This is a genomic window from Saccharothrix algeriensis, from assembly GCF_016907655.1.
GTDB lineage: Bacteria > Actinomycetota > Actinomycetes > Mycobacteriales > Pseudonocardiaceae > Actinosynnema > Actinosynnema algeriense.
In genome coordinates this window covers 2,757,783-2,780,603 of sequence record NZ_JAFBCL010000001.1, presented here as the reverse complement: position 1 = coordinate 2,780,603, position 22,821 = coordinate 2,757,783, and the positions used below count along the sequence as shown (strand labels likewise).

Sequence of the window (22,821 nt, the reverse complement as noted above, 5' to 3'; positions counted from 1 at the left end):
CGGGTCCGCCCGCACCGGGGTGGACGTGATCGGCACCGGGCGCCTCGCGGTGGGAGGATGGCGGCCATGCTGGAGATCGCGTACGGCGCGGCGCGCGCCGGCATCGTCGCGGAAGGCGCAGGGCTCAAGTCGTTCGAGGTCGGCGGTGTGCCGTACGTCGAGACCTACGAGGACGAGCCGCCGATGGGGTGCGGCGCGGTGCTGGTGCCGTGGCCCAACCGCACCGCCGGCGGGCGGTGGGTGCTCGACGGCGCGGAGCAGCGGCTGGACGTCACCGAACCCGCCCGCGGCAACGCGATCCACGGCCTGGTGCGGCGGATCCCGTGGGACGTCGTGGAGCACGCCGGTTCGCGGGTGACGCTGGAGGCGCGCGTCGCCGGGGCCGGGTGGCCGGTGGAGCTGCGGACGTCGATCACCTACGCCCTGGACGACGACGGCCTGAGCGTGTCCCACGCGGTGCACAACACCGGTTCCGGGCGGACGCCGTTCGGGGTCGGGGCGCACCCGTACCCGCGTGCGGGGCTGTCCGCCACCGACGAGACGTCGCTGTCGCTGGCGGCCACCACGGTGCTGCCGCTGGACCCGGCGACGATGGTCCCGTCGGGGCCGGCGGTCCCGGTCGGCGGCGACCACGACTTCCGCACCGCGCGGTTGCTGGCGGGCGTGGACCTGGACACCCCGTTCGGCGGCTGCGAGCCGGTCGACGGCCTGGTGCGGCACGTGCTGCGCGGGCCGGCCGGCGCCGTGGAGGTGTGGGGCGACCCGGACTTCAAGTGGGTGCAGGTCTACACGCCGGCGGACTTCCCCGGCCGCGGTCGCGCGGTGGCGGTCGAGCCCATGACGTGCCCGCCGGACGCGCTGAACTCGGGCGTGGACCTGCTGTGGCTCGACCCCGGCCGGTCCTGGTCGGGTCGGTGGGGGTTGCGCCCGCTGGCGTAGGTCGTCGGCGTCGCCGGCTGTGCGCGTCGCGATCACGGGTGGCCGCGTCGTCCCGGTGGCCGGTGAGCCGGTCCGGCGCCGGGGCCACCTCGTGGCCGACCACCCGGTGGCGCCGATCGACCTCCCGTCCCACCGGGAGCCCCGACCGCCGGTCAGCGGCGCAGCTCGCGACCGATCACCACGCGCTGGATCTGGTTGGTGCCCTCGAAGATCTGGAGCACCTTCGCCTCGCGCATGTAGCGCTCCACCGGGAAGTCGCGCGTGTAGCCGGCCCCGCCGAGCACCTGCACGGCGTCGGTGGTGACCTTCATGGCCGCGTCGGTGCAGACCAGCTTCGCGATGGCCGCCTGGCGGGTGAACGGCAACCCCCGGTCGCGGCGGCGGGCCGCCGCCAGGTAGGTGGCGCGGGCCGACTCGACGGCCGCCGCCAGGTCGGCCAGCAGGAACTCCAGGCCCTGGAAGTCGATGATCGCGCGGCCGAACTGGGTGCGCTGCTTGGCGTAGTCCACCGCCTGGTCCAGGGCGGCCTGGGCCAGCCCGACCGCGCAGGCCGAGATGCCCAGCCGGCCGGAGTCCAGGGCGGACAGCGCGATCTTCAGCCCGTCGCCCTCGGCGCCGATCAGGCGGTCGTGGTCGAGCGCGACGTCCTCGAACCGCAGCTGGGCGGTGACGGAGCCGGTGAGGCCCATCTTCCGCTCCGGTGCGGCGGCGGTCAGGCCGTCGACGTGGCCGGGGGCGAGGAAGCAGCTGATGCCCTTGCCGCCGGTGTCCGCCGTGCGGGCCATGAGGGTGTAGAAGTCGGCCACGCCGGCGTGCGTGATCCACGCCTTGGTGCCGTTGACCACGTACCGGTCGCCGTCGCGCACCGCGCGGGTGGACAGCGCGCCCGCGTCCGAGCCCGCGTGCGACTCCGACAGGGCGTAGCCGCCGAGCAGGTCGCCCTCCAGCATCTCCGGCAGCCAGCGGTTCTGCTGGACGTCCGTGCCGAAGGCCGCCAGCGCGTGGCTGGACATCACGTGCACCGAGAGGCCCACGCCGACCGACATCCACGCGGACGCGACCTCCTCCAGCGCCTGGAGGTAGACCTCGTAGGGCTGCTCGCCGCCGCCGAACCGCTCCGGGTACGGCAGGCCCAGCAGCCCGCTCTTGCCGAGCAGGCGGAACGCGTCCCGGGGGAACCGCCCCTGCTCCTCGGCCTCCGCCGCGCGCGGCGCGAGCTCCTCGCGGGCGATCTCGCGGACCAGGGCGAGCAGGTCCTCGGCCTCGGTGGTGGGCAGCAGGCGCTCGGCGGGCATCGTCGACCTCCGGGACGGCAGGGCCGTCAGTCAGGCGGCGTACTGTTGGCAGTACTGTAGGACGTACGCCAGTACTGCCGCCAGGGAGTGTGACAGAGTCCGCCCATGACCGCGCCAGCTCGCCGACCGCTCACGCCCCGGCAGGTGGACCTGCTCGGGCGGCTGGAGTCGCTGGTGCTCGCCGAGGGGTTCGCGCACTTCACGCTGGACGACCTCGCCGCGCGCCTGCGCTGCTCCAAGTCCACCCTGTACGCGCTCGCGGCCAGCAAGGAGCAGCTCGCCGTCCGCGTCGTCGGCCGGTACTTCATGGGCGCCGCCGAGCGCATCGAGCGGCGGGTGTCCGGGATCGGGGACGTGCGGGTGCGGGTGGGCGCCTACCTCGCCGGCGCGGCCGACGAGCTGCGCCGGGCGTCCGCCCAGTTCATCGCGGACGTGTCGGCGTTCGCGCCGACGCGGTCCACCTACGAGCGCAACGCCCGAGCGGCGGCCGAGCGCATCCGCTCGTTCATCCAGGAGGGTGTCAAGGAGGGCGTGTTCCGCGAGGTCCACGCCACCCTGGTGGCGGAGATGGCGGGGCTGCTCATCGAGGGCATCCAGACCGGTGTGCTGACCAGCCGGGCCGGGGTGTCCGACGCCGAGGCGTTCACCGCGCTGGGCGAACTGCTGCTGGACGGGTTGCGCCGGGAACGGAGCCAGTCGTGATCGTCGTGGCCGGTGAGGCCCTGGTCGACCTCGTGCCGACGGCCGAGGGCCACCTCGCGCCCCGGATGGGCGGCGGGCCGTACAACGCGGCGGTCGCCGCGGGCCGGCTGGGCGCGCCGGTCGGCTTCCTGTCCCGGCTGTCCACCGACCTGTTCGGCGACCGCCTGGTCGAGCGGCTGCACGCCGCCGGCGTGGGCACCGACCTGGTGCAGCGCGGCCCGGAGCCGACCACGCTGGCCGTGGTGGGCCTGGGCGAGGACGGCTCGGCGCGCTACTCGTTCTACGTGGAGGGCACCGCCGACCGCCGGGTCACCGACCCGGGACCGCTCCCGGCCGCCGTGCGCGCGGTGTCGTTCGGCACGTTGTCGCTGGTCCTGGAGCCGGGTGCGAGCACCTACGAGCGCGTGCTGTGGCGGGAGGCCGAGCGCGGCGCGCTGACCGTGCTCGATCCGAACGTCCGCGCGGGCCTCATCCGCGACCCGTCGGCCTACCGCGACCGCTACGACTCGTGGCTGGCGCACGTGGGCCTGCTCAAGGTCTCCGCGGACGACGCCCGCTGGCTGGCCGGGCTGCCCGGGGACGCGCCCGAGGAGGACGTGCTCGACGTCGTGCGCGACTGGCGCGACGCCGGGCCGGCGGCGGTCGTGCTCACCCTCGGTGGCGACGGGCTGGCCGTGCTCACCGGCGCGGGTGAAGTGATCCGCGTCCCACCCGTCCCCGTCGCGGTGGTCGACACGATCGGTGCGGGCGACACCGTGCAGGGCGCCCTGCTGGCGTGGCTGCACGACCACGACGCGCTGTCCACCGAGGCCGTTCGCGGTATGGACGCGGCGCGCTGGACCGAGGCGCTGGGCCACGCCGGCGCGGCGGCGGCCATTACCTGTTCGAGGGCCGGAGCGGAACCGCCGTTCAAACGCGAGCTGGAGATGACCTAGCTCTCACCCGCTGTGAGGTGGAGAAACACGGCCGACGGGCTACGGTGGTGGATGCACGCTAGGCACCCGTGCATCCGAGTGTGATGCCGGTCCCACCTCGCAGAATCGGTTCCATGCCGCGGCTGTGGAGCGGGTTGGCCGCCGACTAGCGTGGCACAACTGACAGGACCCCAACGGGGTGGTGCTGTGGTGCGGGACGCCCCACGTCCGCGCGCCCGCGCGTGCGACCGACCGCACGAGTCCACCCCGCCCTAGCGTGAGAGGGACTCTGAATGCCCGACGCGACGACTGCGCCGAACGACACCCGTACCGTCGCGCTGCGCCATCAGGGCGGAGAGCACGAGATGAAGGTAGTACCGGCCACCGAGGGTGCGCCCGGTATCGATCTCGGCAAGCTCCTGGCCACCACCGGCCTGGTCACCCTGGACAGCGGTTTCGTCAACACCGCGTCCTGCTCGTCCGAGATCACCTACATCGACGGTGACGCGGGGATCCTGCGCTACCGCGGCTACCCGATCGAACAGCTCGCCCAGCGCTCGAACTTCATCGAGGTCAGCTACCTGCTCATCTACGGCGAGCTGCCGACGCAGGCGCAACTGGACGAGTTCTCGTCCAAGATCAGCCGACACACCCTGCTGCACGAGGACCTGAAACGGTTCTTCGACGGCTTCCCGCGCGACGCGCACCCGATGCCGGTGCTGTCCTCCGCGGTGTCCGCGCTGTCCACGTTCTACCAGGACAGCCTCAGCCCGTTCGACGCCCACCAGGTGGAGATCTCGACCATCCGCCTGCTGGCCAAGGTGCCGACCATCGCGGCGTACGCGTACAAGAAGTCGGTCGGCCAGCCGTTCCTTTACCCGGACAACTCGCTGGGCCTGGTGGAGAACTTCCTGCGCATGACGTTCGGCTTCCCGGCCGAGCCCTACGACGTGGACCCGGACCTGGTCCGCGCGCTGGACCTGCTGTTCGTGCTGCACGCCGACCACGAGCAGAACTGCTCCACCTCGACGGTCCGCCTGGTCGGCTCGTCCGAGGCCAACCTGTTCGCGTCCATCTCGGCCGGCATCAACGCCCTGTTCGGCCCGCTGCACGGCGGCGCGAACAGCGCGGTGCTGGAGATGCTGGAGAAGATCAAGGCCGACGGCGGCAACGTCGACGCGTTCGTCCGCAAGGTCAAGGACAAGGAGGACGGCGTCCGCCTGATGGGCTTCGGCCACCGGGTCTACAAGAACTACGACCCGCGCGCCGCGATCATCAAGAAGACGGCCGACGAGATCCTCGGCAAGCTCGGCGCGGACGACCAGCTGCTCGACATCGCCAAGAAGCTGGAGGAGACCGCGCTCGCGGACGACTACTTCGTCTCGCGCAAGCTCTACCCCAACGTGGACTTCTACACCGGCCTGATCTACCGGGCGATGGGCTTCCCGACGAAGTTCTTCACCGTCCTGTTCGCACTGGGCCGCCTCCCCGGCTGGATCGCGCACTGGCGCGAGATGATCAAGGACCCGGCCACCAAGATCGGCCGCCCGCGGCAGATCTACGTCGGCTCCCCGGAGCGCGAGTTCGTGCCCCTCGAACAGCGCTGACGCACACCACCCGCGAGGCCCGCGCCCCCCACCGGGAGCGCGGGCCTCGTCGCGTCCACAGAGCACCACGGGGAATCCATAGAGGACGGCCACACCTCCGCTCCCTCCACAGAGGATCACCACCCCTCTTCGCGTTGCACGCAGCGGTACTGCACCTGGTGCGCTTTGCCCGAAGCGGTGCTGCACCTAGTGCACATACCGGTGTCTTCGTGTTCTCCTCCCCGTACGGCCTGGGCGCAGCCCAATCATGTCGAGCAGGGGGTGTCAAGCACGCTTCACCGCTTGACACCCCCTGCTCGACATGATTGCCTCCGGCAGGCCGTACGGGGAGGAGAACACGACCGCCCTTTCTTTTCCTCCTCCTTGGGGGCCTCTCGGCCGCTCTTCTTACTAGGATCGCGCACCGATCCGGGTGAGATTCGGTGCTGTGCCGATCTCATTGGTGCGGTAGAGCGCGAAGCTGAAGGGATTAAAGAGTCCTCGCCGGACAGGCAGGCCGCCAAGGAGAAGGAAAAGAAAGAGCGGTCGTGTTCTCCCCGCATGGCCTGTCAAAGACGACCATGCTTTCTTGGGGGGTGCAAGAGAAAAGCGTGCTTGCACCCCCCAAGAAAGCATGGTAGCCCTCCGGGCAGGCCATACGGGGAGAACACGAAGGCACCGGACTGCACGGGGCGTGCTGCCCTAAGCGTGTCGCCCTGACTGCACGGGGCGTGCTGCCCCAAGCGTGTGCCGCCCTGACTGCACGGGGCGTGCCACAAGCCAAGAGCTTCAGCGGGTCAGCGGAGGGCGTCCCGGAGTTTCACGCGGGCACCGGTTTTCAGCACGGCGTTCGAGTAGACCTTGCCGCCCAGCCACGTGATCGCCGCCGCCGTGCCGATGGCCAGCACGATGGCCAGCAGCACCTGCCAGGTCGGCGCGACGCCCATCGCCATTCGGCCCGGCATCAGGATCGGCGCGAAAGGCGGCAGCACCGACAGGACCGCCACCAAGGTGTCCGACGCGTCCTGGATCATCAGGTTGATGCCGACCACGAAGGCGATCACGATCGCCATGCTGATCGGCGTCAGCACGGACTGGAGCTCCTCCTGCCGCGACACCAGCGAAGCGGCAGCGGCGAAGATGGTGGCGTACAGGAAGAAGCCGAGCAGGTACCAGAGCACACCGGTGGCCAGCGCGCCGCCCGCCACGCCCGTCACGTCGATCACCCCGGACACCGACGACAGCACCAGGCCGATGCCGCCGATCAGCACCAGCTGGACCAGGCCGACCAGCCCGAGGCCGATCACCTTGCCCAGCAACAACTGCCACGGCCGCAGGGTCGCCAGCAGGATCTCCACGACGCGGCTGGACTTCTCCTCCACCACGCCCTGCGCGACCATCGTCCCGTACACCAGCAGCGAGTAGTACAGCAGCACGGCGATCACCAGGCCGATGGCGAGCCGCTGCCCCCGTTGGGAGTCCTCGGGGTCGAGCGCGACCACGTCGACCTTCGCCGCCTCCACGTTGCGCGCCACGACCTCCGGGTCCAGGTCGGCCTCGGCGAGCTGGGCGTTGAGCACCTGCTGCTTGACGATGAGGTCGATCGAGTTGCGCAGGCCGTCGTCGAGCCGGTCCTTCACCACCACGCGCAGGGCGTCCGGCGCGCCGGTCACCAGGGCGTCCAGCTCACCCGCGCGGACCTGCTCCTCGGCGGCGGCGACGTCGGTCACGTCGACGACGTCGACCTCGCGGCCGAAGGACCTCGCCGTCTGCTCCAGCGGTTGCGCCAGGACGGTCGCCTGGCCGCTGAGCGCCACCGCGTCCCGACCCGAGCGGTCGAACAGGGCGGTCTGCAGCAGCACGTAGCCGGCCAGCACGGCGACGACGACCAGCGTCCCCCACAGGAACGACCTGGTGCGCACCTTGGCCAGGAACTCCCGGCGCGCCACCAGGAACACCGCCCGGCCCGGGGTCAGGGTGCTCATGCGCCGCGCTCCTCGGTGACCACGCTGCGGAACAGCTCGGCCAGCGACGGCCGCTGCCGGCTGAACTCGCGGACCGGCCCGGTGGCCAGCGCCGCGTGCAGGACGGCCTGGTCGTCGGCGCCGGGCGCCAGCTCCAGGACGACGCGGGTGCCCTCCGCCGCCACGACGCGCGTGCCGGGCAGCGCGTCGGCCCAGCCCGCCCGCGCCCCGGGCGCGTCCACCACCAGCCGCACCGCGCCGCCCGCGCGCAGCTCGTCGACCGTGCCGGAGGCGACCAGCGAACCGCTGCGGACGATGCCCACCCGGTCGCACAGGCGCTCCACCAGGTCGAGCTGGTGGCTGGAGAACACCACCGGCACGCCGGTGGCGGCCTTCTCCCGCAGCACGGTGCTCATCACGTCCACCGCCACCGGGTCCAGCCCGGAGAACGGCTCGTCCAGCACCAGCACGTCCGGCTCGTGCACCAGCGCCGCCGCCAGCTGCACGCGCTGCTGGTTGCCCAGGCTGAGCCGCTGCACCTCGTCGCCGCGCCGGTCGCGCAGGCCCAGCCGGGCCACCCAGGTCTCCGCCGAGCGCAGCGCCTCGTTGGTGGACAGGCCGTGCAGCTCGGCCAGGTACACGAGCTGGTCGAGCACCTTCATCTTCGGGTAGAGGCCGCGCTCCTCCGGCATGTAGCCGATGCGCCGCCGGGTCTCCAGCGTCACCGGCTCGCCGTTCCAGCGCACCTCCCCCGAGTCGGCGGCGAGCACGCCCAGGGCGATCCGCATGGTCGTGGTCTTGCCCGCCCCGTTGCTGCCGACGAACCCGAACAGCTCACCCGCCCGGACGTCGAACGTCATCTCCCGCAACGCGACGACCTCGCCGTAGCGCTTGGAGACCCGGTCGACCTCCAGCACGCCCTGTGCCACGCCCCGCCTCCCCTTCTCGGTCAAGCACCGTAGACCTGCTTCGACAGCGGCTCGAACGGCTCGCGGCTGAACACGGCCTCGACCGGCAGGCCGAACACCTCGCAGATCCGCATCGCCAGGTCCAGGCCGGGGTAGTGGTCGCCCCGCTCCAGCGCCCCGATCGTCTGGGGGTTCACCCCCACCGCCCGTGCCAGCACCACCCTCGTCATACCCCGTTCGACCCGCAGCACCTGGATCCGGTTGTGGATCCGCTGGGCGGGTCCCCGGCGTGCCGGACTCATGTTACGAAGTGTTGCGAAAACCCAACAGAACGGCAAGTAAACTATTCACACAATAGGCCGAACGGCGGTATCCAGGTCCGGCGGACCCGGAAATCACGATTCGGTGAAACGATACGGGGCCGGGAACCGAATCGACCGACGACCGGTCGAACGCGTCGTGGGCCGCGGGCCCCGTTGCCTGGAGGGGTGACTCTATGGAGCCGATGGAGCCGGACCAGTGGCTCGCGCAGTACGGCCGGAAGATCGAGCAGGCCAAGCAGAACGCCGAGCAGGCGCAGGGCCGGCTGGGCGAGGTCGGCGGCAGCGCCACGTCCCCGGACGGGTTGATCACCGTGACGGTCAACGCGTCGGGCGCGCTGACCAACCTGATCCTGCGGCCCGCCCTGCGCGGTGAGGACCCGGAGCGCGTCTCCGGCGCGATCATGACGGCGGTCGGCCAGGCCCAGCGCGCCGCCGCCGGCCAGGTCGTGCAGATCATGAACGACTTCGTCGGGGAGGGTCCGGCCCTGGACTTCGTCAAGGCGAACATGCCCAACGGCTATTCGGGTGACGGCTCCGACCCGGTGGAACCGGAGCCGGAGATCCAGCGTCGAGACACCAGGCCCGACGACGACTACTTCACCAATCCACCAGACGTGATGGCCTGAGCAGGGGGTAGATGTCCATGTTCGTGTCGTTCCACGTGAGCCCGGAGCAGATCCGGGCCCACGCCGGCACGGTCGACCAGCTGACGCAGAGGATGCTCTCGGCCACGCAGACCGCCGACCCGTCGCTGTCCACCGACGCCTTCGGGGTCTTCGGCTCCTTCCTGGCCTCGTTCCTGCTCAAGACGGCCGGCGCCTCCCAGGACATCCTCGGCCAGGCGACCGAGACCGTCGCCGACATGTGCCAGGGCCTCAAAGAGGTCGCCGAGCTGTACGAGAACGTCGACCTGGACAACGCGTTCGGGTTCACCGGGAAGGCGCGCGGATGACGACCCAGGCGACCACGCAGGGGCGCGACCCGTCCTACCTGATCGGTGACGTGCAGGGCACCGTCGCGGCCGTCGAGCGCGGCGACTGGGTGCAGGCCGGGCTGGGCATGGCGAACACGGCCATGGGCATCGTGGGACTCGCGACCAACCCGCTGTCGGGCTTCCTGTCCGCCGGGTTCAGCTGGGCCATCCAGCACGTGGACTTCCTGCGCGAGCCGTTCGACGCGCTGCTGGGCAGCCCGCAGGCCATCCAGCGGATGTCCGACAACTGGGCGTCGGCGGCCAAGCAGATCGAGGGCATCGTCGCCGACTACCGGCGCACGTCGGTCGAGGAGACCCGGGGCTGGCAGGGCCGCTCCGCCGACGGCTACCGCGCGGCCAGCAAGAAGCACGCCAGCGGCCTGGAGACGCTCGCCAAGGCGGCGCAGGGCATCTCCGGCGCGGCCAAGGGCGCGGGCGAGCTGGTGGCGCAGGTCCGCAAGACCATCATGGACCTGATCAGCCAGGCCGTGTCCGACATGGTCATGAAGATCATCCAGTGGCTGGCGGCGTCGTTCCTGACCTTCGGCGCGGCGATCGCGGCGGCGATCTCGGACATCGTGCAGATGGCCGTGAACTACGCCAAGAAGCTGGCGGACTTCCTCAAGAAGCTCGGCAACTCGCTCAAGAAGCTGATCGACCTGATCAAGTCGGTGCAGCAGATCGCGGCCACCGCCAAGCAGATCCTCCAGGCGATCACCGCCATGACGCACTCCAACAGGGGCGCGAGCGGCGGCGGCGGGGCGGGCCCGCGCAACACGCAGGGCGGGCTGGGGCTCACCCAGGAGCAGTTGGCGGACATGGACCGCAACGCGCGCGACCAGTACGCGTCCGGCGGTGGCGGCGGCGGGAACACCAACCCCAGCAGCGGCGGCTCGCACAGCGCCGGCCCCGTGGTCAGCCGCCCGCCGTCGTTCGGCGGGCAGACCGGCGCGGACGGCGTCGGCGGCCCCGGCGGCGGCACCTACCCCGGCGGCGTGAGCACCGGCGGTCCCGTGGTGAACCGCCCGCCGCAGGTGGGCACGGGCTCGGGTTCGGGGTCCGGCTCCGGTTCGGGCGGCCGCGGGGGCAGCGGCGGGCACTGGGAGCCGGGGCGCTGGGTGCCGGCGGGCAGCGGTTCGCCCTCCGTCCCGCGCGTCAACCCGATCACGTATCCGGCCGGGACCCGTGACGTCACGCACGCCACGAACACCACCACGCCCGGTACTCCCCACGTGCCGACCGTGCGCCCGTTCTCCACGACCGACCTGCCGGGTTCGACCGGTGGTGGCGGCGGTGGCGGCGGTGGCGGCGGGTTCTCCGGCGGCGGTGGCGGCGGTGGTGTCGGCGGCGGCTTCGCGGGCGGCGGCGGTGGCTTCGTCGGCGGCGGTGGTGGCGGCGCGGGCGCCGGTGGCGCCGGCGGGGCCGGGCAGACGCTCCAGGCGGGCGGCTCGTCCGGCGTGCTGCCCGCGGGCTCCGGTGCGCCCGGCGGCGCGGCCGGTGGTGGCGCCGGCGGCGCGGCCGGCGGCCGGGGCGGTGTCGGCGGCGGCATGATGGGCGGCATGGTGCCGCCCATGGCCGGGCAGCCCGGCCAGGGCGACGCCAAGGACCACCAGCGCAAGGTGCGGCTGGAGGGCGAGCCGCTGATCGAAGAGGCGCCGAAGGCGGCCAAGCCGATCATCGGCGAGTAGGCGAGCGGGTCCGTGAGGGGGCCTCCCGGGCGGGAGGCCCCCTCACGGCCGTCCGGGCCGGGGTGTCAGGCGAGGGCGGCGAGTTCCTCCGCGACCCGCCGGCGCGCCTCGTCCTCGGCGGCCCGCCGGTCCGCGGCCACCAGGCCGATGCGGGTCCGGCGGTCGAGCACGTCGTCCGCGTCCAGCGCCCCCTCGTGCCGCACCGCCCACGCGAACTCGCCGACCTCGGCCACCCGGTGCGCCTCCGACCCGTAGCGGGCGACCAGGCGCGCCGGGCCGCGCGCGGGTCCGGAACCGACGAGCGGCAACCACTTCGTGCGCGACCGGACCCGGGTCAGGCCGGTCGCGTCCACGGCGTCGGCCGCCATCCGCCGGTAGGTGGTGAGCTTGCCGCCGACGACCGTCGTGACGCCGCCGTCGGTGAGCACGGCGTGCCGCCGGGACAGGTCGGCGCTCGGCCCGTCGCCGGTGTCCAGCAGCGGGCGCAGGCCCGCGAAGCCGCCCAGCACGTCCGCGCGCGTCAGCTCCCGCTCCAGCACCGAGGAGGCGACGCCGAGCAGGAAGTCCACATCGGACTCCGGCACCCGCGGCACGTCCGGGATCGGGCCGGCCACCGGCTCGTCGGTCAGCCCCACGTGGACGCGGTCGTCCAGCTGGGGCAGCACCAGCGCGAAGCGGTCGCGCCGGCCGGGCACCGGCACGGTCAGCGCGGTCCGGCCCACCCCGAGGGCGTCCGCCCGCAGCACCAGGTGCGAGCCCCGCGACGGGCGCAGCTTCACGTCGACCAGGTTCCCCGCCCAGACGCCGGCCGCGTTCACCGCGGCCCGCGCGCGGATGGTGAAGGTCTCGCCGGTCAGGCCGTCGCGCACGTGCGCCGCGCGGCCGGTGAGCGCGGTGACCTCGGCCCGGGTGATGACCCGCGCGCCGAACCCGGCCGCCGTGCGGGCCAGGGCGACGACCAGCCGGGCGTCGTCGACCAGCTGCCCGTCGAAGCCGAGCAGGCCGCCGCGCAGGTCGCGGGACCGCAGGCCGGGCACGAGGGCGAGGGCCTCGGCGGCGGGCACCCGGCGGGGGCCGGGCAGGACGCGGGACGGGGTGCCCGCGAGGCGGCGCAGCACGTCGCCCGCGCGCAGGCCGGCCAGCACCAGGGGGTCGTGGGCCCGGCCGTGCAGCGGGACGAGCTGCGGCAGCGCGCGGACCAGGTGCGGCGCGGTGCGGGTCATCAGCACGCCCCGCTCGACCGCGCTCTCGTGGGCGAGCCCGACCTCGCCCCGCGCCAGGTAGCGCAGGCCGCCGTGGACCAGCTTGCTCGACCAGCGGGACGTGCCGAACGCCAGGTCGCGGGCCTCCACCAGGCACACGTCCAGGCCGCGCGAGGCGGCGTCCAGGGCGACGCCCGCGCCGGTGACGCCGCCGCCCACGACCAGCAGGTCCACGGTCGCGTCGGCGACCGCGGCGAGGTCGCGGCGGCGGCGGGCGGCGTTCAGGGACGTGCTCACGACAGCGCCGCGTCCAGGAAGCGGGCCAGCTCGGCGAGCAGCCCGTCGAACTCCAGGTCGGTGGTGGCGGGCCGGATCGACAGGACCAGCGACTGGGTGGTCAGCAGCACCAGGCGGGCCTGCGCGGCGGGGTCGCCGGGCCGGATCGAGCCGTCCGCGTGGCCCGCCTCGACCTGGTCCAGCAGGAACGCCTCCACCAGCCGCTGCGTGCCGCCCAGCCGCTGCACGAGGTAGGGCAGCAGCAGCTCGGCGTCCAGGTCGAGCACGCGCCGCAGCAGCGGGTCGGCGGCCAGCAGCCGGATGCCCGCGACGGCGCGGCCGACCAGCCGCTCCCGGGCGTTGCCGCCGGCGGGCCCGGCCTCGTCGGCGCGGCGCAGGAGGGCGCCGAACTCCCGGGTCATCAGCGCCCGCACGAGGGTGCGGACGTCCGGGAACCGGCGGTAGAGCGTCATCCGGCTGACGCCGGCGCGCTTGGCGATGTCGGTCAGCGTGGTGCGGCGGACGCCGACCTCGACCACGCGGTCGCGGGCCGCGTCGAGGAGCGCGTCGTCGCTGTGACGTTGAGACGTCATGTGTCACACTGTAGCGGTGACCGAGCGCATCGACCACACCCTGCGCGACAGGTGGGCCCCCACCCCGGGCGCGCTGCCGCCGCACGCCCTCCGGTGGCTCCGGCGGCGGACGGGGCTCGCGGCGGTCAGGACGCCGGCGCGCGTGCCGGACGTGCCCGGCTCCGCCCTGTCCGACGACGCGCGCGACGCCCTGGCCGCGGTCGTGGGACCGGGCTTCGCCCGCGTGGACCGGGACTCGCGGCTCGGGCGGGCCGGCGGTCTGTCCTACGTGGACCTGCTCGGGCGGCGCGGCTCGGGCGGGCCGGCCGTGCCGGACGCCGTCGTGCTGCCGGGGACGCCGGAGCAGGTCCTGGACGTGCTGCGCGCGTGCGTCGAGCACGACGTGGCCGTGGTGCCGTTCGGCGGCGGGACGTCGGTGGTCGGGGGAGTGGCGGCGCTGCGCGGGGACAAGGCGGCGGTGATCGCGCTGGACCTGTCCCGGTTGGACCGGCTGGTGTCGGTCGACCCGGTGTCCCGGGTCGCGGTGCTCCAGGCCGGCCTGCCCGCGCCGGAGGCCGACCGCCTGCTGGCGCCGCACGGGCTGACCATCGGGCACGTGCCGCAGTCCTACGAGCGCGCCACCATCGGCGGGTTCGCCGCCACGCGGTCGGCGGGGCAGGCGTCGGCGGGCTACGGGCGGTTCGAGGACCTGGTGGAGGGCGTCCGGCTGGCGACGCCGGTCGGGCAGTGGCGGCTGGGCGCCGCGCCCGCCTCGGCGGCGGGGCCGGACCTGAAGCAGCTCGTGGTGGGCAGCGAAGGCGTTCTCGGGGTCATCACGGAGGTCGCCGTGCGCGTGCGGCCACGGCCCGCGGTCGAGCGCTACGAGGGTTTCGCGGTCGACGGCTTCGACCGCGGGTCGGCGGTCGTGCGCTCGCTGGCCCAGCGCCGCGTGCCGGCCGACGTGACGCGCCTGTCCGACGAGGACGAGACGGAGGTCTCGCTGGCCCTGGCCGGCGGGTGGAAGACCAAGGCGCTCAAGGCCCTGCTGCGCGCACGCGGGATCGCCCGGCCGTGCCTGCTGGTCCTCGGGTGGCACGGCGCGTCCGAGGACGAGGTGCGGCGGCGGCGCGGGGAGGCCCTGCGGGGCGAGCGGGTGGCGCCGCTGGGCCGCGCCCTCGGCGAAGCCTGGCGGCACGGGCGGTTCGGCGGACCCCGTCAGCGGGACGCGCTGATGGACGTCGGCGTGTGCGTCGAGACGCTGGAGACGGCGACGCGCTGGTCGCGGGTGCCCGAGCTGCGCGCCGCCGTCCGCCGCGCGCTGACCGACGCGCTGGGCGACTGCGTGGTGATGTGCCACATCTCGCACGTCTACGAGACCGGGGCGTCCCTGTACTTCACGGTGCTGGCGGCGCGGGACGCCGAGGACCCGGTCGGGCAGTGGCAGGTGGCCAAGGCCGCGGCGAGCGAGGCGATCGGCGGCCTGGGCACGATCAGCCACCACCACGCGGTCGGCGTGGACCACGCGCCGTACCTGGAGGCCGAGATCGGCGGCCTGGGCGTCGAGGTGCTGGCGGCGGTCAAGCGGACGCTCGACCCCACCGGGGTGCTCAACCCTGGCAAGCTGCTCCCGGGCGGGCTAGCTTGACCGGCGTGACCGGTGACCTGCTGATCCGCTCCGTGCGGCCGTGGCCCGACAGCCCCGACGCGCCGGCCGTGGACGTCCTGTGCGCCGACGGCGCGCTGGCGTCGTTCGGCCCCGCCCTGCAGGCGCCGCCGGGCGTGCCCGTCGTGGACGGCCGCGGCGGCGTCCTGCTGCCGTCGTTCGCCGACGTCCACGCGCACCTGGACTCGAACCGGCTCGGCCTGCCGTTCCGGCCGCACACCGCCGGCCCAGGGCTGGCCGACCTGGTCGAGAACGACCGCCGGCACTGGCGCACGGCTGAGCGGGGCGTCGCCGAGCGGGCGACGCACGCGCTGGGGCGGACCATCGCGGCCGGCGCGACCCTGGTCCGCAGCCACGCGCAGGTGGACGTGGACTCCGGGCTGGACCGGCTGGAGGGCGTGCTGGCGGCGCGCGAGGCGCACGCCGACCGCGCCGCGGTGGAGGTCGTGGCGTTCCCGCAGTGCGGCGTCCTGCGCGAGAAGGGCACCGCCGACCTGCTGGAGGCGGCGCTGCTGGCCGGGGCGGACCTGGTCGGCGGGCTGGACCCGGCGGGCTACGACCGCGACCCGGTGCGGCACCTGGACGTGGTCTTCGGGTTGGCGGACAAGCACCAGCGCGGGGTGGACGTGCACCTGCACGACGCGGGCTCGCTCGGGGCGTTCCAGGTCGAGCTGATCTGCGAGCGGGTGGCGGCGCTGGACATGCGCGGCAGGGTGACGGTGAGCCACGCCTTCGCACTATCCACTGTGGACTCCGATCGGCAGCGGGAGCTGGTGGAGCTGCTGGCGGCGCACGACGTGGCGGTGACGACGGTGGCGCCCGGCGCGCGCGAGCCGCTGCCGCTGCGGCGGCTGCGCCGGGAGGGCGTGCGGCTGGGGCTGGGCCAGGACGGGATGCGGGACTACTGGTCGCCGTACGGCAACGGCGACATGCTCGACCGGGCGTGGCAGCTCGCCTACCGCAGCGGGTTCCGGCAGGACGAGCTGGTCGGGATGTGCGTCGACATCGCGACCCGCGGCGGGGCGTCGGTGCTGGGCGTGCCGCACGGGCTGACCGAGGGCTCGCCCGCGGACCTGGTGGTGGTGCCGGGGGACACCGTGACCGCCGCCGTGATGGACCGCGCCCCGCGCACCCTGGTGGTGCGCGCGGGGCGGGTGGTCGCGGCCGGCGGGGAGCTGGTCTAGCCGGCGGCGCGGAGCGCGGACACGCTCCGGTAGGCGAACCCCAGCCGCTCGTAGACCCTGATGGCGGCGGGGTTCTCCCGGTCCACCATCAGCGCGCACCCGCCCGTCTCCGCCAGCAGCGCGCCGGCCAGGAACGCGCAGACGCGGGTGGAGAGGCCGCGCCCGCGGTGGTCGGGGCGCGTCGCGACGCCCGCGATGAACCCGAGGTCCGCGGCCGACCAGGCGTCGGCGCCCACCGCGACGAGCGCGCCGTCGGCCGCGCGCAGGCCCGCCCAGCGGCGCGGCCCCGGCTCGTGGGGCCGGACGTAGGAATTCGGGCTCGCCTCGCGCAGCAGCGCACCCACGTCGTCCCACTCGTCCCGGCCCAGCCAGCGCACGTGGTCGGGGGCCGCCAGCGAACCGGTGCGCTCCATCCACCCGAACGTCGCCGCCGCCGGGAAGTCCGGCAGCCCGGCGGCCACCTCCGCGGGGACCAGCGGTCGCAGGCCGGGGCGCAGCCGGGCGCGCAGGATCGCGGCGACGTCCTCGGCGGGGCCGGCGAGCACGAGCCGGTCGTACCGGTTCAGCGCGGGGGCCAGCACGCCCACCGCGCCGCCGTGCCCCCAGGCCGCGCCGCCCCGGCCGGGCGCGAGGCACTGGGCCGCCCAGCGCACGAGCGGGTCCGGGTTCGCCGCCGCCACCTCGTGCGGGGTGCGCAGAACTCGCATACCCGCATCATCGCCGACGGGCCGGCCCCGCCCGACGCGGAGGTCCCGCGGCCGTGGGGCCCGTGCGGCGCTAGAAGCCCTTGCGGCGCAGCAGGCCGCGCTTCTGGAGGGTGTCCTCCAGCGCCTGGTAGGCCGTGTCCATCGCGATGAGGTAGTCGTCCTGGTCGCGGGGCGGCACCGACTCGTCCGGCTCGGGGACCGGCTTCATCCGCATCCACCGCTCCTCCCACAGCGCCTCCACCGCCGCCTCCCACAGCAGCCGGACGCCGACCCGGGCCATCTTCTCCTGCTCCAGGAGGTCGGCCACCCGGTCCTGCGAGGCGGCCAGCCGCGCCAGCAGCTCGGCCACCCGCTCGCGGTCCCGCTCGCGCATCCGCCGCACCGACTCCCCGGCCAGCGCGACGACCTCCTTGTACCGCTCGACCGCCGAGCCCCCCGAGAACCCCGGAACCGGCGGGGTCCCCTGGGCCGGCGGGGCTTCCGGTGCGGCGCCGGCGCGCTGCGCGGGCACCACCGAGGCGTTGCCGATCATGTTTCCTCCCCGGTGTCGAACGGGATGACCACCTGCGGCCGGGAGTGCTCGAACCGGTCGAAGAACAGCGCCCGGCGCGGCCTGGGCGACCACGCCATCACCTGCTCCGGACCGAACGACAGCAGCTCCTTGCCCTGGACGTCGAAGGCCAGCCACGCGCCGATGTCGTCGTACACGCCGGGCGGCAGGCTGTTCTTCAGCCGCTGCACGCCGCGCCACCAGCCGAGCAGGTGGGTGCGGTTCTCCGGGCCGTGCTTGAGCACCGTGCGCAGGTGGTCGAGCCCGGACACCCGGCCCGGCCCCTTCTGCTGCTCCAGCAGGGTGTGCGCGGCGTCGACGGCGTACACCACCAGGTAATGGGGGTCCAGCGGCAGCTCGCGCTCGCCGGTGACGGACTCGGTGAGCTCCCCCGCCACCTCCGACAGCAGGCCCGCCACGCCGTCCAGCCGCAGCAGGTCGGCGGTGTGGCCCGCGTCCTGCAGCCGCTTGCACAGCTTCTCCGCGTGCGGCCAGGCGTCCTCGGCCAGACAGGCCAGGCTGAACCGCGCCCGTGCCGGCTCGTGCTGCCGGGCCAGCGACAGCGCCGCGCTGCCCAGCACCGCCGCCGCGTCCTCGGCGAGCGACCCGAGCACCGCGATGTTGCGCCCCGGCGTGCGCGCGAACCGCACCCTGGCCGCGCTGCCCGCCACGTCGATGACCTGGCCCAGCAGCACGGTCGGGCTGCCGTCGACCGGCCCCAGCGACCGGAAGTCCGGCAGCGCCCGGAGGTCGGGCACCCGGCTGCCGTCGAACAGGATCGGCTCGGCCAGCTCCGGCGGGCGGCGGGCGTGCAGCTCGGCCTGGAGCTTGTCGAACGTGCCCCGGCCGGTCGCGTCCGGGATGCGCGCGATCTCGTTGCCCGGCCGCACGCCCGACTCGTGGTTGACCACCGCGTGCCAGCGCGGCAGCTCCACGGCGGCGTCGTTCTGCGGCTCGGCCAGCACCCGCCGGGCCTTGGGCAGCGCGATGCGCAGGGTGAACTGCTCGAAGATCGCCGACTTGCCCCAGAAGCCCTCGATGCCGGACACGTCCTGGCTGGACAGCACCAGGTGGATGCCCTGCGACCGGCCGCGCCGGGCCACGTCCTCCAGCAGCGCGGTGGCCTGCGCGGTGACCTGGTCGCGCTCGCCGAACAGGTACTGGAACTCGTCGATCACCGCGATGATGCGCGGCCAGTGGCCCCCCGGGTCCTCCTCGCGCAGCTGCTCCAGCTTCACGACCTCGTGCTGCTTGGCCGCGTCGGCCCGCCGGCGCATCTCGTCGGCGAGGAACCGCAGCAGCGCCACGCCGAACTCGCGGTCGGTGTTGACGTTGACGCCGACCAGGCGGGCGTGCGGCAGCCACGTCGGGTCCTTGCGGCCCGGCGCGAACTGCGCGAACGACACGCCCTCCTTGAAGTCCAGCAGGTACAGCTCCAGCTCGTCCGGGTGGTAGCGGGCCGCCAGGCTGCCCAGCATCGCGTACAGGAAGTTCGTCTTGCCCGACCCGCTCGGCCCGCCGATCAGCGCGTGCGGCGAGGTGTCGCCCAGCGCCACGTGCACCGGCTCGCCCTCGTCGTAGCCGACCGGGGCCACCACGCCGGCGGCGGAGCTGTCCTGCCACAGGCGCTCGGGCAGCAGGTCGGCGAACGCGCTCAGCCGCAGGCGGCGCTCCTCGCGCTTGTCCGCGATGGCGGCGCACGCGCGCGGCACCTGGTTCGGCGGGAACGGCGGGTCGAGCGCGACCGCGACGTGCTTGCCGGTCATGGTCGTGGTCGCCGTCCGGTCGGCCGCGATCGCCACGGTCTCGATCGGCGAGTTCACGGTGACCGGGATGTCCACGATGATCAGCTGCACGCCGCAGGCCAGGCCGTTGCGCGCCACGCGCTGCAGCTGCTGCTGGTGCTCCTCCCGCAGCGCCCGGCGGTTGCCGAACAGCACGGCCACCCGCCACGGCTCGGTGCGCCTGCCGCCGACCGCCCGCACCGACTGGTGGCCCTCGACCAGCACGCCGGTGTGCACGCGGCGGATGTGGTCGGACAGCTCGTCGAGCAGCTCGTGCAGCCGCGCCGGGTCGTGCACGGTCAGCAGGCCCGCCCTGGTCAGCGGGTACAGGCCGGGCAGCGAGCCGGTGAGCTGGTCGACGTCCCACACGTGGACGTGCACCAGCCCCGGCTGGAAGTAGCTGACCAGCCGCAGCAGCAGGTTCTCCACCACCGCGTCGGCGGTCTGCCTGCTCTCGGGCGTGGAGGTCACGTGCAGGTGCGCGTGGTCCAGCAGCGGCACGGCCACCGGGAACGACTGCGGCTCCGGCGCGCTGCGCACCACGCCCGTGCCGATGCGCCACAGCTCCGGCACGCCCTCGCTGCCGTCGGCCGTGCCGGGCGTGCCCAGCCACCGCTCCGGCGGCCACGACGCCGGACCGGGGGAGACCGCGTCGACCAGGGCGGTCAGCCGGCCGGGGCCGCGCTCGGACCACTCGCGGAACGCCTCCACGCGGTCGACCAGCGTGGCCGCGAGGCGCTGCTCGAACTCCTCCTTCTTCAGCGCCCTCGCCAGCAGCGGGTCGGCCAGCGCCCGGTCGACGCCCTGGCCGCGCACCATCACCTCGAACATGTCGCGCGCGCGGTCGTCGGCGAGCCGGCGCAGCTCGCGCGAGGCGTTGCCGAGGGTGGCGGCCACCGCCCGGCGGAACTCCTCGAAGGAGTCCTCGATCCGCCTCCGGCGCTCGTCGCGCCTGCTCACGTCACAGCTCCACGGCCAGCCGCTGGACCAGGTCCAGGCTGCCGACGATCAGCTCCAGCTCGTCGGCGAACCGCTCCCTGGCCTTGAGGAACCCGGCGGGGACCAGGGACTCGTGGTGGTTCGCGCTCGCGTCGACCAGGACGTCCACCGCCTCGTCCAGCGCGGCCTGCGCCTCGCGGACGCTGCGGTAGGCGTCGCGGAGCAGCTCGCAGCTCTGCTCGAGCGCGAGCCTGACCTCCCCGACCGACGTCACGTCGCAGCCTTCGCGCTCACAGCCGGCCGTTGATGCTCTCGGCCTGCGAGATGCCCGCGCCGAGGAACTTCTGCAGGTCGGTCACCCCGCTCACCACCTCCGCGAACTGCGCGTTGGCCTGCTCCACGTCGGCCTGGACGCTGCCCTGGGTCGCGGTGCTCAGCAGCGCCTGGGCGTCCTCGGCCAGGTCGGCGGCCTGTTGCAGGGCCTGTGCGCTCTGGCCCGCCTTGTCGACGGCCTGGGCGATCGCAGCGCGGACCTCTTCGATGCTGGCCATGTCTATCCCCGACCCCTCCCACAGCGCTGGAAGTTCCTGTTGTTGAAAGTAGTACCCGTGATCGGACGTTCCACAAGCAAGATCGGCTGACCGGGTGGTAGCGGAACTCCACTCGATCGGATGAGCGCTTCCGAGGTCAGTCGGGCACCGTCCACACGAATGCCGAGGCCGGCGTCGCGGTGAGTTCCAGGGCGGCGATCCCACTGGGCGGGACGGGGGCCGCTGACCAGCGGATCACCGCCGACGGGCCGGCCCACCGCACGGGGGTCCACCCCGAACGGCCCAACGACGAGACGGCGCCGCGCAGCGCGGCCTCGGGCGGTTCGGCGCTCGAACCGAGGTCGACGTGCACGCTCAGTAGATCCCCCTGCGGAGCCACTCGGGTGATCTTGCCATCGCGCGCGACCCGACTGGCCACCGCCCGCGCCTGCCACTCGGCCCCGGCCGACCGGTCGGCCGCCACGTCGACCCGCAGCAGCAGCCGGGTGTCCGGGGCCGGCTCCGCGCCGGCCCCGGGCGAGGGCGCCGGACGGGTGTCGGGTGGGGGCTCCGCGTCGACCCGCGCCGCGGCCCCCGGGCGGGCCTGCGCCGCGCCTTCCGGGTGGGTTCGCGTCGCGGGTTCGGGGTGGGTCCGCGCCGCGGGTTCGGGGCGCTCCTGCGCGGCGGGCTCCGGGCGGGCCGGCCGGCGTTGCGGGTCGCCGCCCGCCCACGCCTCCACCAGCAGCCGTTCGGCGCCCGGCACGAGCCCGTCCAGCCGGGGCGGGTCCTCCAGCACCGTCCAGGCCGTCGGCGGCTCGCAGGACACGCGCGGCATCGGGAACTCGTCGCCCAGCGACCGGACGAACGCCCGGACGGCGCGAGCCAGCGCGCCGGCGACGTTCTGCGTCGCGCGCTCGCCGCTGACCAGGCTGACGGTGACCGACCAGCAGCCCGGTTCCTCGTCGGAGCAGTCGTCGGCCTGCACGACCCGCCCGCCGACGCGGCGCAGCAACCCGGCGCAGGCCGTGCGGGCCTGCCGCTCGTCCTGCGCCCCGACCACCACGGTGATCAGCAGCTCCAGCTCTTCACCCACCATCGCGGGGCAGATTGTCCACGAACGCGGCCCGCGAGTCTCCCCCGGCTTGACCCGGGGTGCGCCCCACCGTGTTGGCTGGAGCCATGACGAACAACCTCGAAGGCAAGGTCGCGCTGGTCACCGGAGCCTCGTCGGGCATCGGCGAGGCGACGGCGGTCGCGCTGGGCCGTGCGGGCGCTTCGGTCGTCGTGGCCGCGCGGCGGGTGGAGCGGCTGGCCGCGCTGGAGGAGCGGCTGGCGGCCGAAGGGGTCAAGGCGCTGGCCGTGGAACTCGACGTGACCGACGAGGCGGCCTGCCGGCGGGCGGTGGAGCGCGCGGTCGAGGCGTTCGGCGCGCTCGACGTCCTGGTCAACAACGCCGGCGTGATGCTGCTGGGCGAGATCGAGGGCGCGGACACCACCGACTGGACCCGCATGGTCTCGACCAACGTCCTCGGCCCCCTGTTCCTCACCCACGCCGCCCTGCCCCACCTGCTGGACCGGCGCGGGTCGGTCGTCCAGGTGTCCTCCACGGCCGGGCGGGTCGCGCGCGGCGGGGCCGGTGTCTACAACGCGACGAAGTTCGCGCTCAACGCTTTCAGCGAGGCCCTGCGCCAGGAGGTCACCGGGCGCGGCGTGCGGGTGATCGTGGTCGAGCCGGGCGTCGTGGAAACCGAACTGCGCGAGCACATCACCGACGCGCGGGCGCGGGAGAGCATCGAGGGGCGGATCGCGGGAATGCGGCAACTCACGCCCGAGGACGTCGCGGAGGCCGTGCGCTACGCGGTGACGCAGCCCGAGCACGTGGCGGTCAACGAAATCATGGTGCGCCCCACCGACCAGGTCTACTGACCGACGGCAAATCCCTTTTCGCCCAGCTCGGCACCGGCACGCCCCGTGCTGTCAGGCCAGCACGCCCAGTGCAGTTAGGGCAGCACGCCCCGTGCAGTCCGGTGCCTTCGTGTTCTCCCCGTATGGCCTGCCCGGAGGGCTACCATGCTTTCTTGGGGGGTGCAAGCACGCTTTTCGCTTGCACCCCCCAAGAAAG

Annotated in this window: 22 protein-coding genes; 10 read left to right on the top strand and 12 right to left on the bottom strand. The window is 74.0% G+C overall.

What is annotated here, in order from left to right:
* Positions 1-66: 66 nt before the first annotated feature.
* Positions 67-939, top strand: coding sequence for an aldose 1-epimerase family protein (locus JOE68_RS12490; protein WP_204842525.1), 873 nt, complete (start codon positions 67-69; stop codon positions 937-939).
* A gap of 152 nt (positions 940-1,091) precedes the next feature.
* Here the strand turns inward: JOE68_RS12490 and JOE68_RS12485 are convergent, their stop codons facing one another.
* Positions 1,092-2,234 carry an acyl-CoA dehydrogenase family protein gene (locus tag JOE68_RS12485; protein WP_204842524.1) on the bottom strand — a complete coding sequence of 381 codons (1,143 nt, stop codon included), beginning with the start codon at positions 2,232-2,234 and terminating at the stop codon, positions 1,092-1,094.
* Positions 2,235-2,339: 105 nt separating this feature from the next.
* Between JOE68_RS12485 and JOE68_RS12480 the strand changes: the two genes are divergently transcribed.
* The 3 genes from JOE68_RS12480 (at position 2,340) to JOE68_RS12470 (ending at position 5,457) form a co-directional block, all read left to right on the top strand.
* Positions 2,340-2,936 (top strand): TetR/AcrR family transcriptional regulator, encoded by a 597-nt coding sequence (locus JOE68_RS12480; RefSeq protein ID WP_204842523.1) that lies wholly within the window; start codon positions 2,340-2,342, stop codon positions 2,934-2,936.
* A complete protein-coding gene (locus JOE68_RS12475) occupies positions 2,933-3,871 on the top strand; it encodes a carbohydrate kinase family protein (RefSeq protein WP_204842522.1) in 939 nt (312 codons plus the stop codon). The genes JOE68_RS12480 and JOE68_RS12475 overlap by 4 nt, the downstream gene beginning before the upstream one ends.
* Before the next feature lie 272 nt (positions 3,872-4,143).
* The gene (locus JOE68_RS12470) at positions 4,144-5,457 is read left to right on the top strand and encodes a citrate synthase (RefSeq protein WP_204842521.1); all 1,314 of its coding nucleotides are present in this window, start codon (positions 4,144-4,146) and stop codon (positions 5,455-5,457) included.
* 776 nt (positions 5,458-6,233) lie between these two features.
* On the opposite strand, the gene JOE68_RS12465 is transcribed toward JOE68_RS12470, so the two are convergent.
* The 3 genes from JOE68_RS12465 to JOE68_RS12455 form a co-directional block, all read right to left on the bottom strand.
* Positions 6,234-7,421 (bottom strand): ABC transporter permease, encoded by a 1,188-nt coding sequence (locus JOE68_RS12465; protein ID WP_204842520.1) that lies wholly within the window; start codon positions 7,419-7,421, stop codon positions 6,234-6,236.
* Positions 7,418-8,260 carry an ABC transporter ATP-binding protein gene (locus JOE68_RS12460; RefSeq protein WP_204846064.1) on the bottom strand — a complete coding sequence of 281 codons (843 nt, stop codon included), beginning with the start codon at positions 8,258-8,260 and terminating at the stop codon, positions 7,418-7,420. The genes JOE68_RS12465 and JOE68_RS12460 overlap by 4 nt, the downstream gene beginning before the upstream one ends.
* 89 nt (positions 8,261-8,349) lie before the next feature.
* The gene (locus JOE68_RS12455) at positions 8,350-8,610 is read right to left on the bottom strand and encodes a helix-turn-helix transcriptional regulator (protein ID WP_204842519.1); all 261 of its coding nucleotides are present in this window, start codon (positions 8,608-8,610) and stop codon (positions 8,350-8,352) included.
* 194 nt (positions 8,611-8,804) lie between these two features.
* Here JOE68_RS12455 and JOE68_RS12450 point away from each other — a divergent pair, with 194 nt between their 5' ends.
* The 3 genes from JOE68_RS12450 to JOE68_RS12440 are packed head-to-tail and all read left to right on the top strand — an operon-like array spanning position 8,805 to position 11,292.
* Entirely contained in the window at positions 8,805-9,257 is a 453-nt protein-coding gene (locus tag JOE68_RS12450) for a YbaB/EbfC family nucleoid-associated protein (RefSeq protein ID WP_204842518.1), read from the top strand.
* Between the two features lie 11 nt (positions 9,258-9,268).
* Positions 9,269-9,583, top strand: coding sequence for a type VII secretion target (locus tag JOE68_RS12445; RefSeq protein WP_204842517.1), 315 nt, complete (start codon positions 9,269-9,271; stop codon positions 9,581-9,583).
* Complete coding sequence (locus tag JOE68_RS12440) at positions 9,580-11,292, top strand: WXG100 family type VII secretion target (protein ID WP_204842516.1); 1,713 nt, start codon at positions 9,580-9,582, stop codon at positions 11,290-11,292. Before JOE68_RS12445 ends, JOE68_RS12440 begins: the two co-directional genes overlap by 4 nt.
* Before the next feature lie 65 nt (positions 11,293-11,357).
* Here JOE68_RS12440 and JOE68_RS12435 read toward each other — a convergent pair whose 3' ends face one another.
* Together JOE68_RS12435 and JOE68_RS12430 are read right to left on the bottom strand one after the other, a co-directional pair.
* A complete protein-coding gene (locus JOE68_RS12435; RefSeq protein WP_204842515.1) occupies positions 11,358-12,791 on the bottom strand; it encodes a glycerol-3-phosphate dehydrogenase/oxidase in 1,434 nt (477 codons plus the stop codon).
* On the bottom strand, positions 12,788-13,363 hold the full coding sequence (locus JOE68_RS12430) for a TetR/AcrR family transcriptional regulator (protein WP_204842514.1): 576 nt from the start codon (positions 13,361-13,363) through the stop codon (positions 12,788-12,790). The genes JOE68_RS12435 and JOE68_RS12430 overlap by 4 nt, the downstream gene beginning before the upstream one ends.
* 16 nt (positions 13,364-13,379) lie before the next feature.
* Here JOE68_RS12430 and JOE68_RS12425 point away from each other — a divergent pair, with 16 nt between their 5' ends.
* On the top strand, positions 13,380-14,987 hold the full coding sequence (locus tag JOE68_RS12425; protein WP_307819647.1) for an FAD-binding oxidoreductase: 1,608 nt from the start codon (positions 13,380-13,382) through the stop codon (positions 14,985-14,987).
* 5 nt (positions 14,988-14,992) lie between these two features.
* Positions 14,993-16,189: an amidohydrolase gene (locus JOE68_RS12420; RefSeq protein ID WP_204842512.1), complete on the top strand. Its 1,197-nt coding sequence runs from the start codon at positions 14,993-14,995 to the stop codon at positions 16,187-16,189.
* On the opposite strand, the gene JOE68_RS12415 is transcribed toward JOE68_RS12420, so the two are convergent.
* The 6 genes from JOE68_RS12415 to JOE68_RS12390 form a co-directional block, all read right to left on the bottom strand.
* Complete coding sequence (locus JOE68_RS12415; protein ID WP_204842511.1) at positions 16,186-16,896, bottom strand: GNAT family N-acetyltransferase; 711 nt, start codon at positions 16,894-16,896, stop codon at positions 16,186-16,188. The genes JOE68_RS12420 and JOE68_RS12415 overlap by 4 nt on opposite strands.
* A 70-nt stretch (positions 16,897-16,966) precedes the next feature.
* Positions 16,967-17,428, bottom strand: a complete 462-nt coding sequence (locus JOE68_RS12410) for a hypothetical protein (protein ID WP_204842510.1) — start codon at positions 17,426-17,428, stop codon at positions 16,967-16,969.
* Complete coding sequence (locus JOE68_RS32220; RefSeq protein WP_204842509.1) at positions 17,425-20,190, bottom strand: FtsK/SpoIIIE domain-containing protein; 2,766 nt, start codon at positions 20,188-20,190, stop codon at positions 17,425-17,427. The genes JOE68_RS12410 and JOE68_RS32220 overlap by 4 nt, the downstream gene beginning before the upstream one ends.
* Before the next feature lies 1 nt (position 20,191).
* On the bottom strand, positions 20,192-20,443 hold the full coding sequence (locus JOE68_RS12400; protein ID WP_204842508.1) for a hypothetical protein: 252 nt from the start codon (positions 20,441-20,443) through the stop codon (positions 20,192-20,194).
* A 16-nt stretch (positions 20,444-20,459) separates the two neighbouring features.
* A complete protein-coding gene (locus tag JOE68_RS12395) occupies positions 20,460-20,720 on the bottom strand; it encodes a hypothetical protein (protein WP_204842507.1) in 261 nt (86 codons plus the stop codon).
* A 136-nt stretch (positions 20,721-20,856) separates the two neighbouring features.
* Complete coding sequence (locus JOE68_RS12390) at positions 20,857-21,795, bottom strand: hypothetical protein (protein WP_204842506.1); 939 nt, start codon at positions 21,793-21,795, stop codon at positions 20,857-20,859.
* An 83-nt stretch (positions 21,796-21,878) separates the two neighbouring features.
* On the opposite strand from JOE68_RS12390, the gene JOE68_RS12385 reads away from it, so the two are divergent.
* Positions 21,879-22,625 carry an SDR family NAD(P)-dependent oxidoreductase gene (locus tag JOE68_RS12385; protein WP_204842505.1) on the top strand — a complete coding sequence of 249 codons (747 nt, stop codon included), beginning with the start codon at positions 21,879-21,881 and terminating at the stop codon, positions 22,623-22,625.
* Positions 22,626-22,821: the final 196 nt, after the last annotated feature.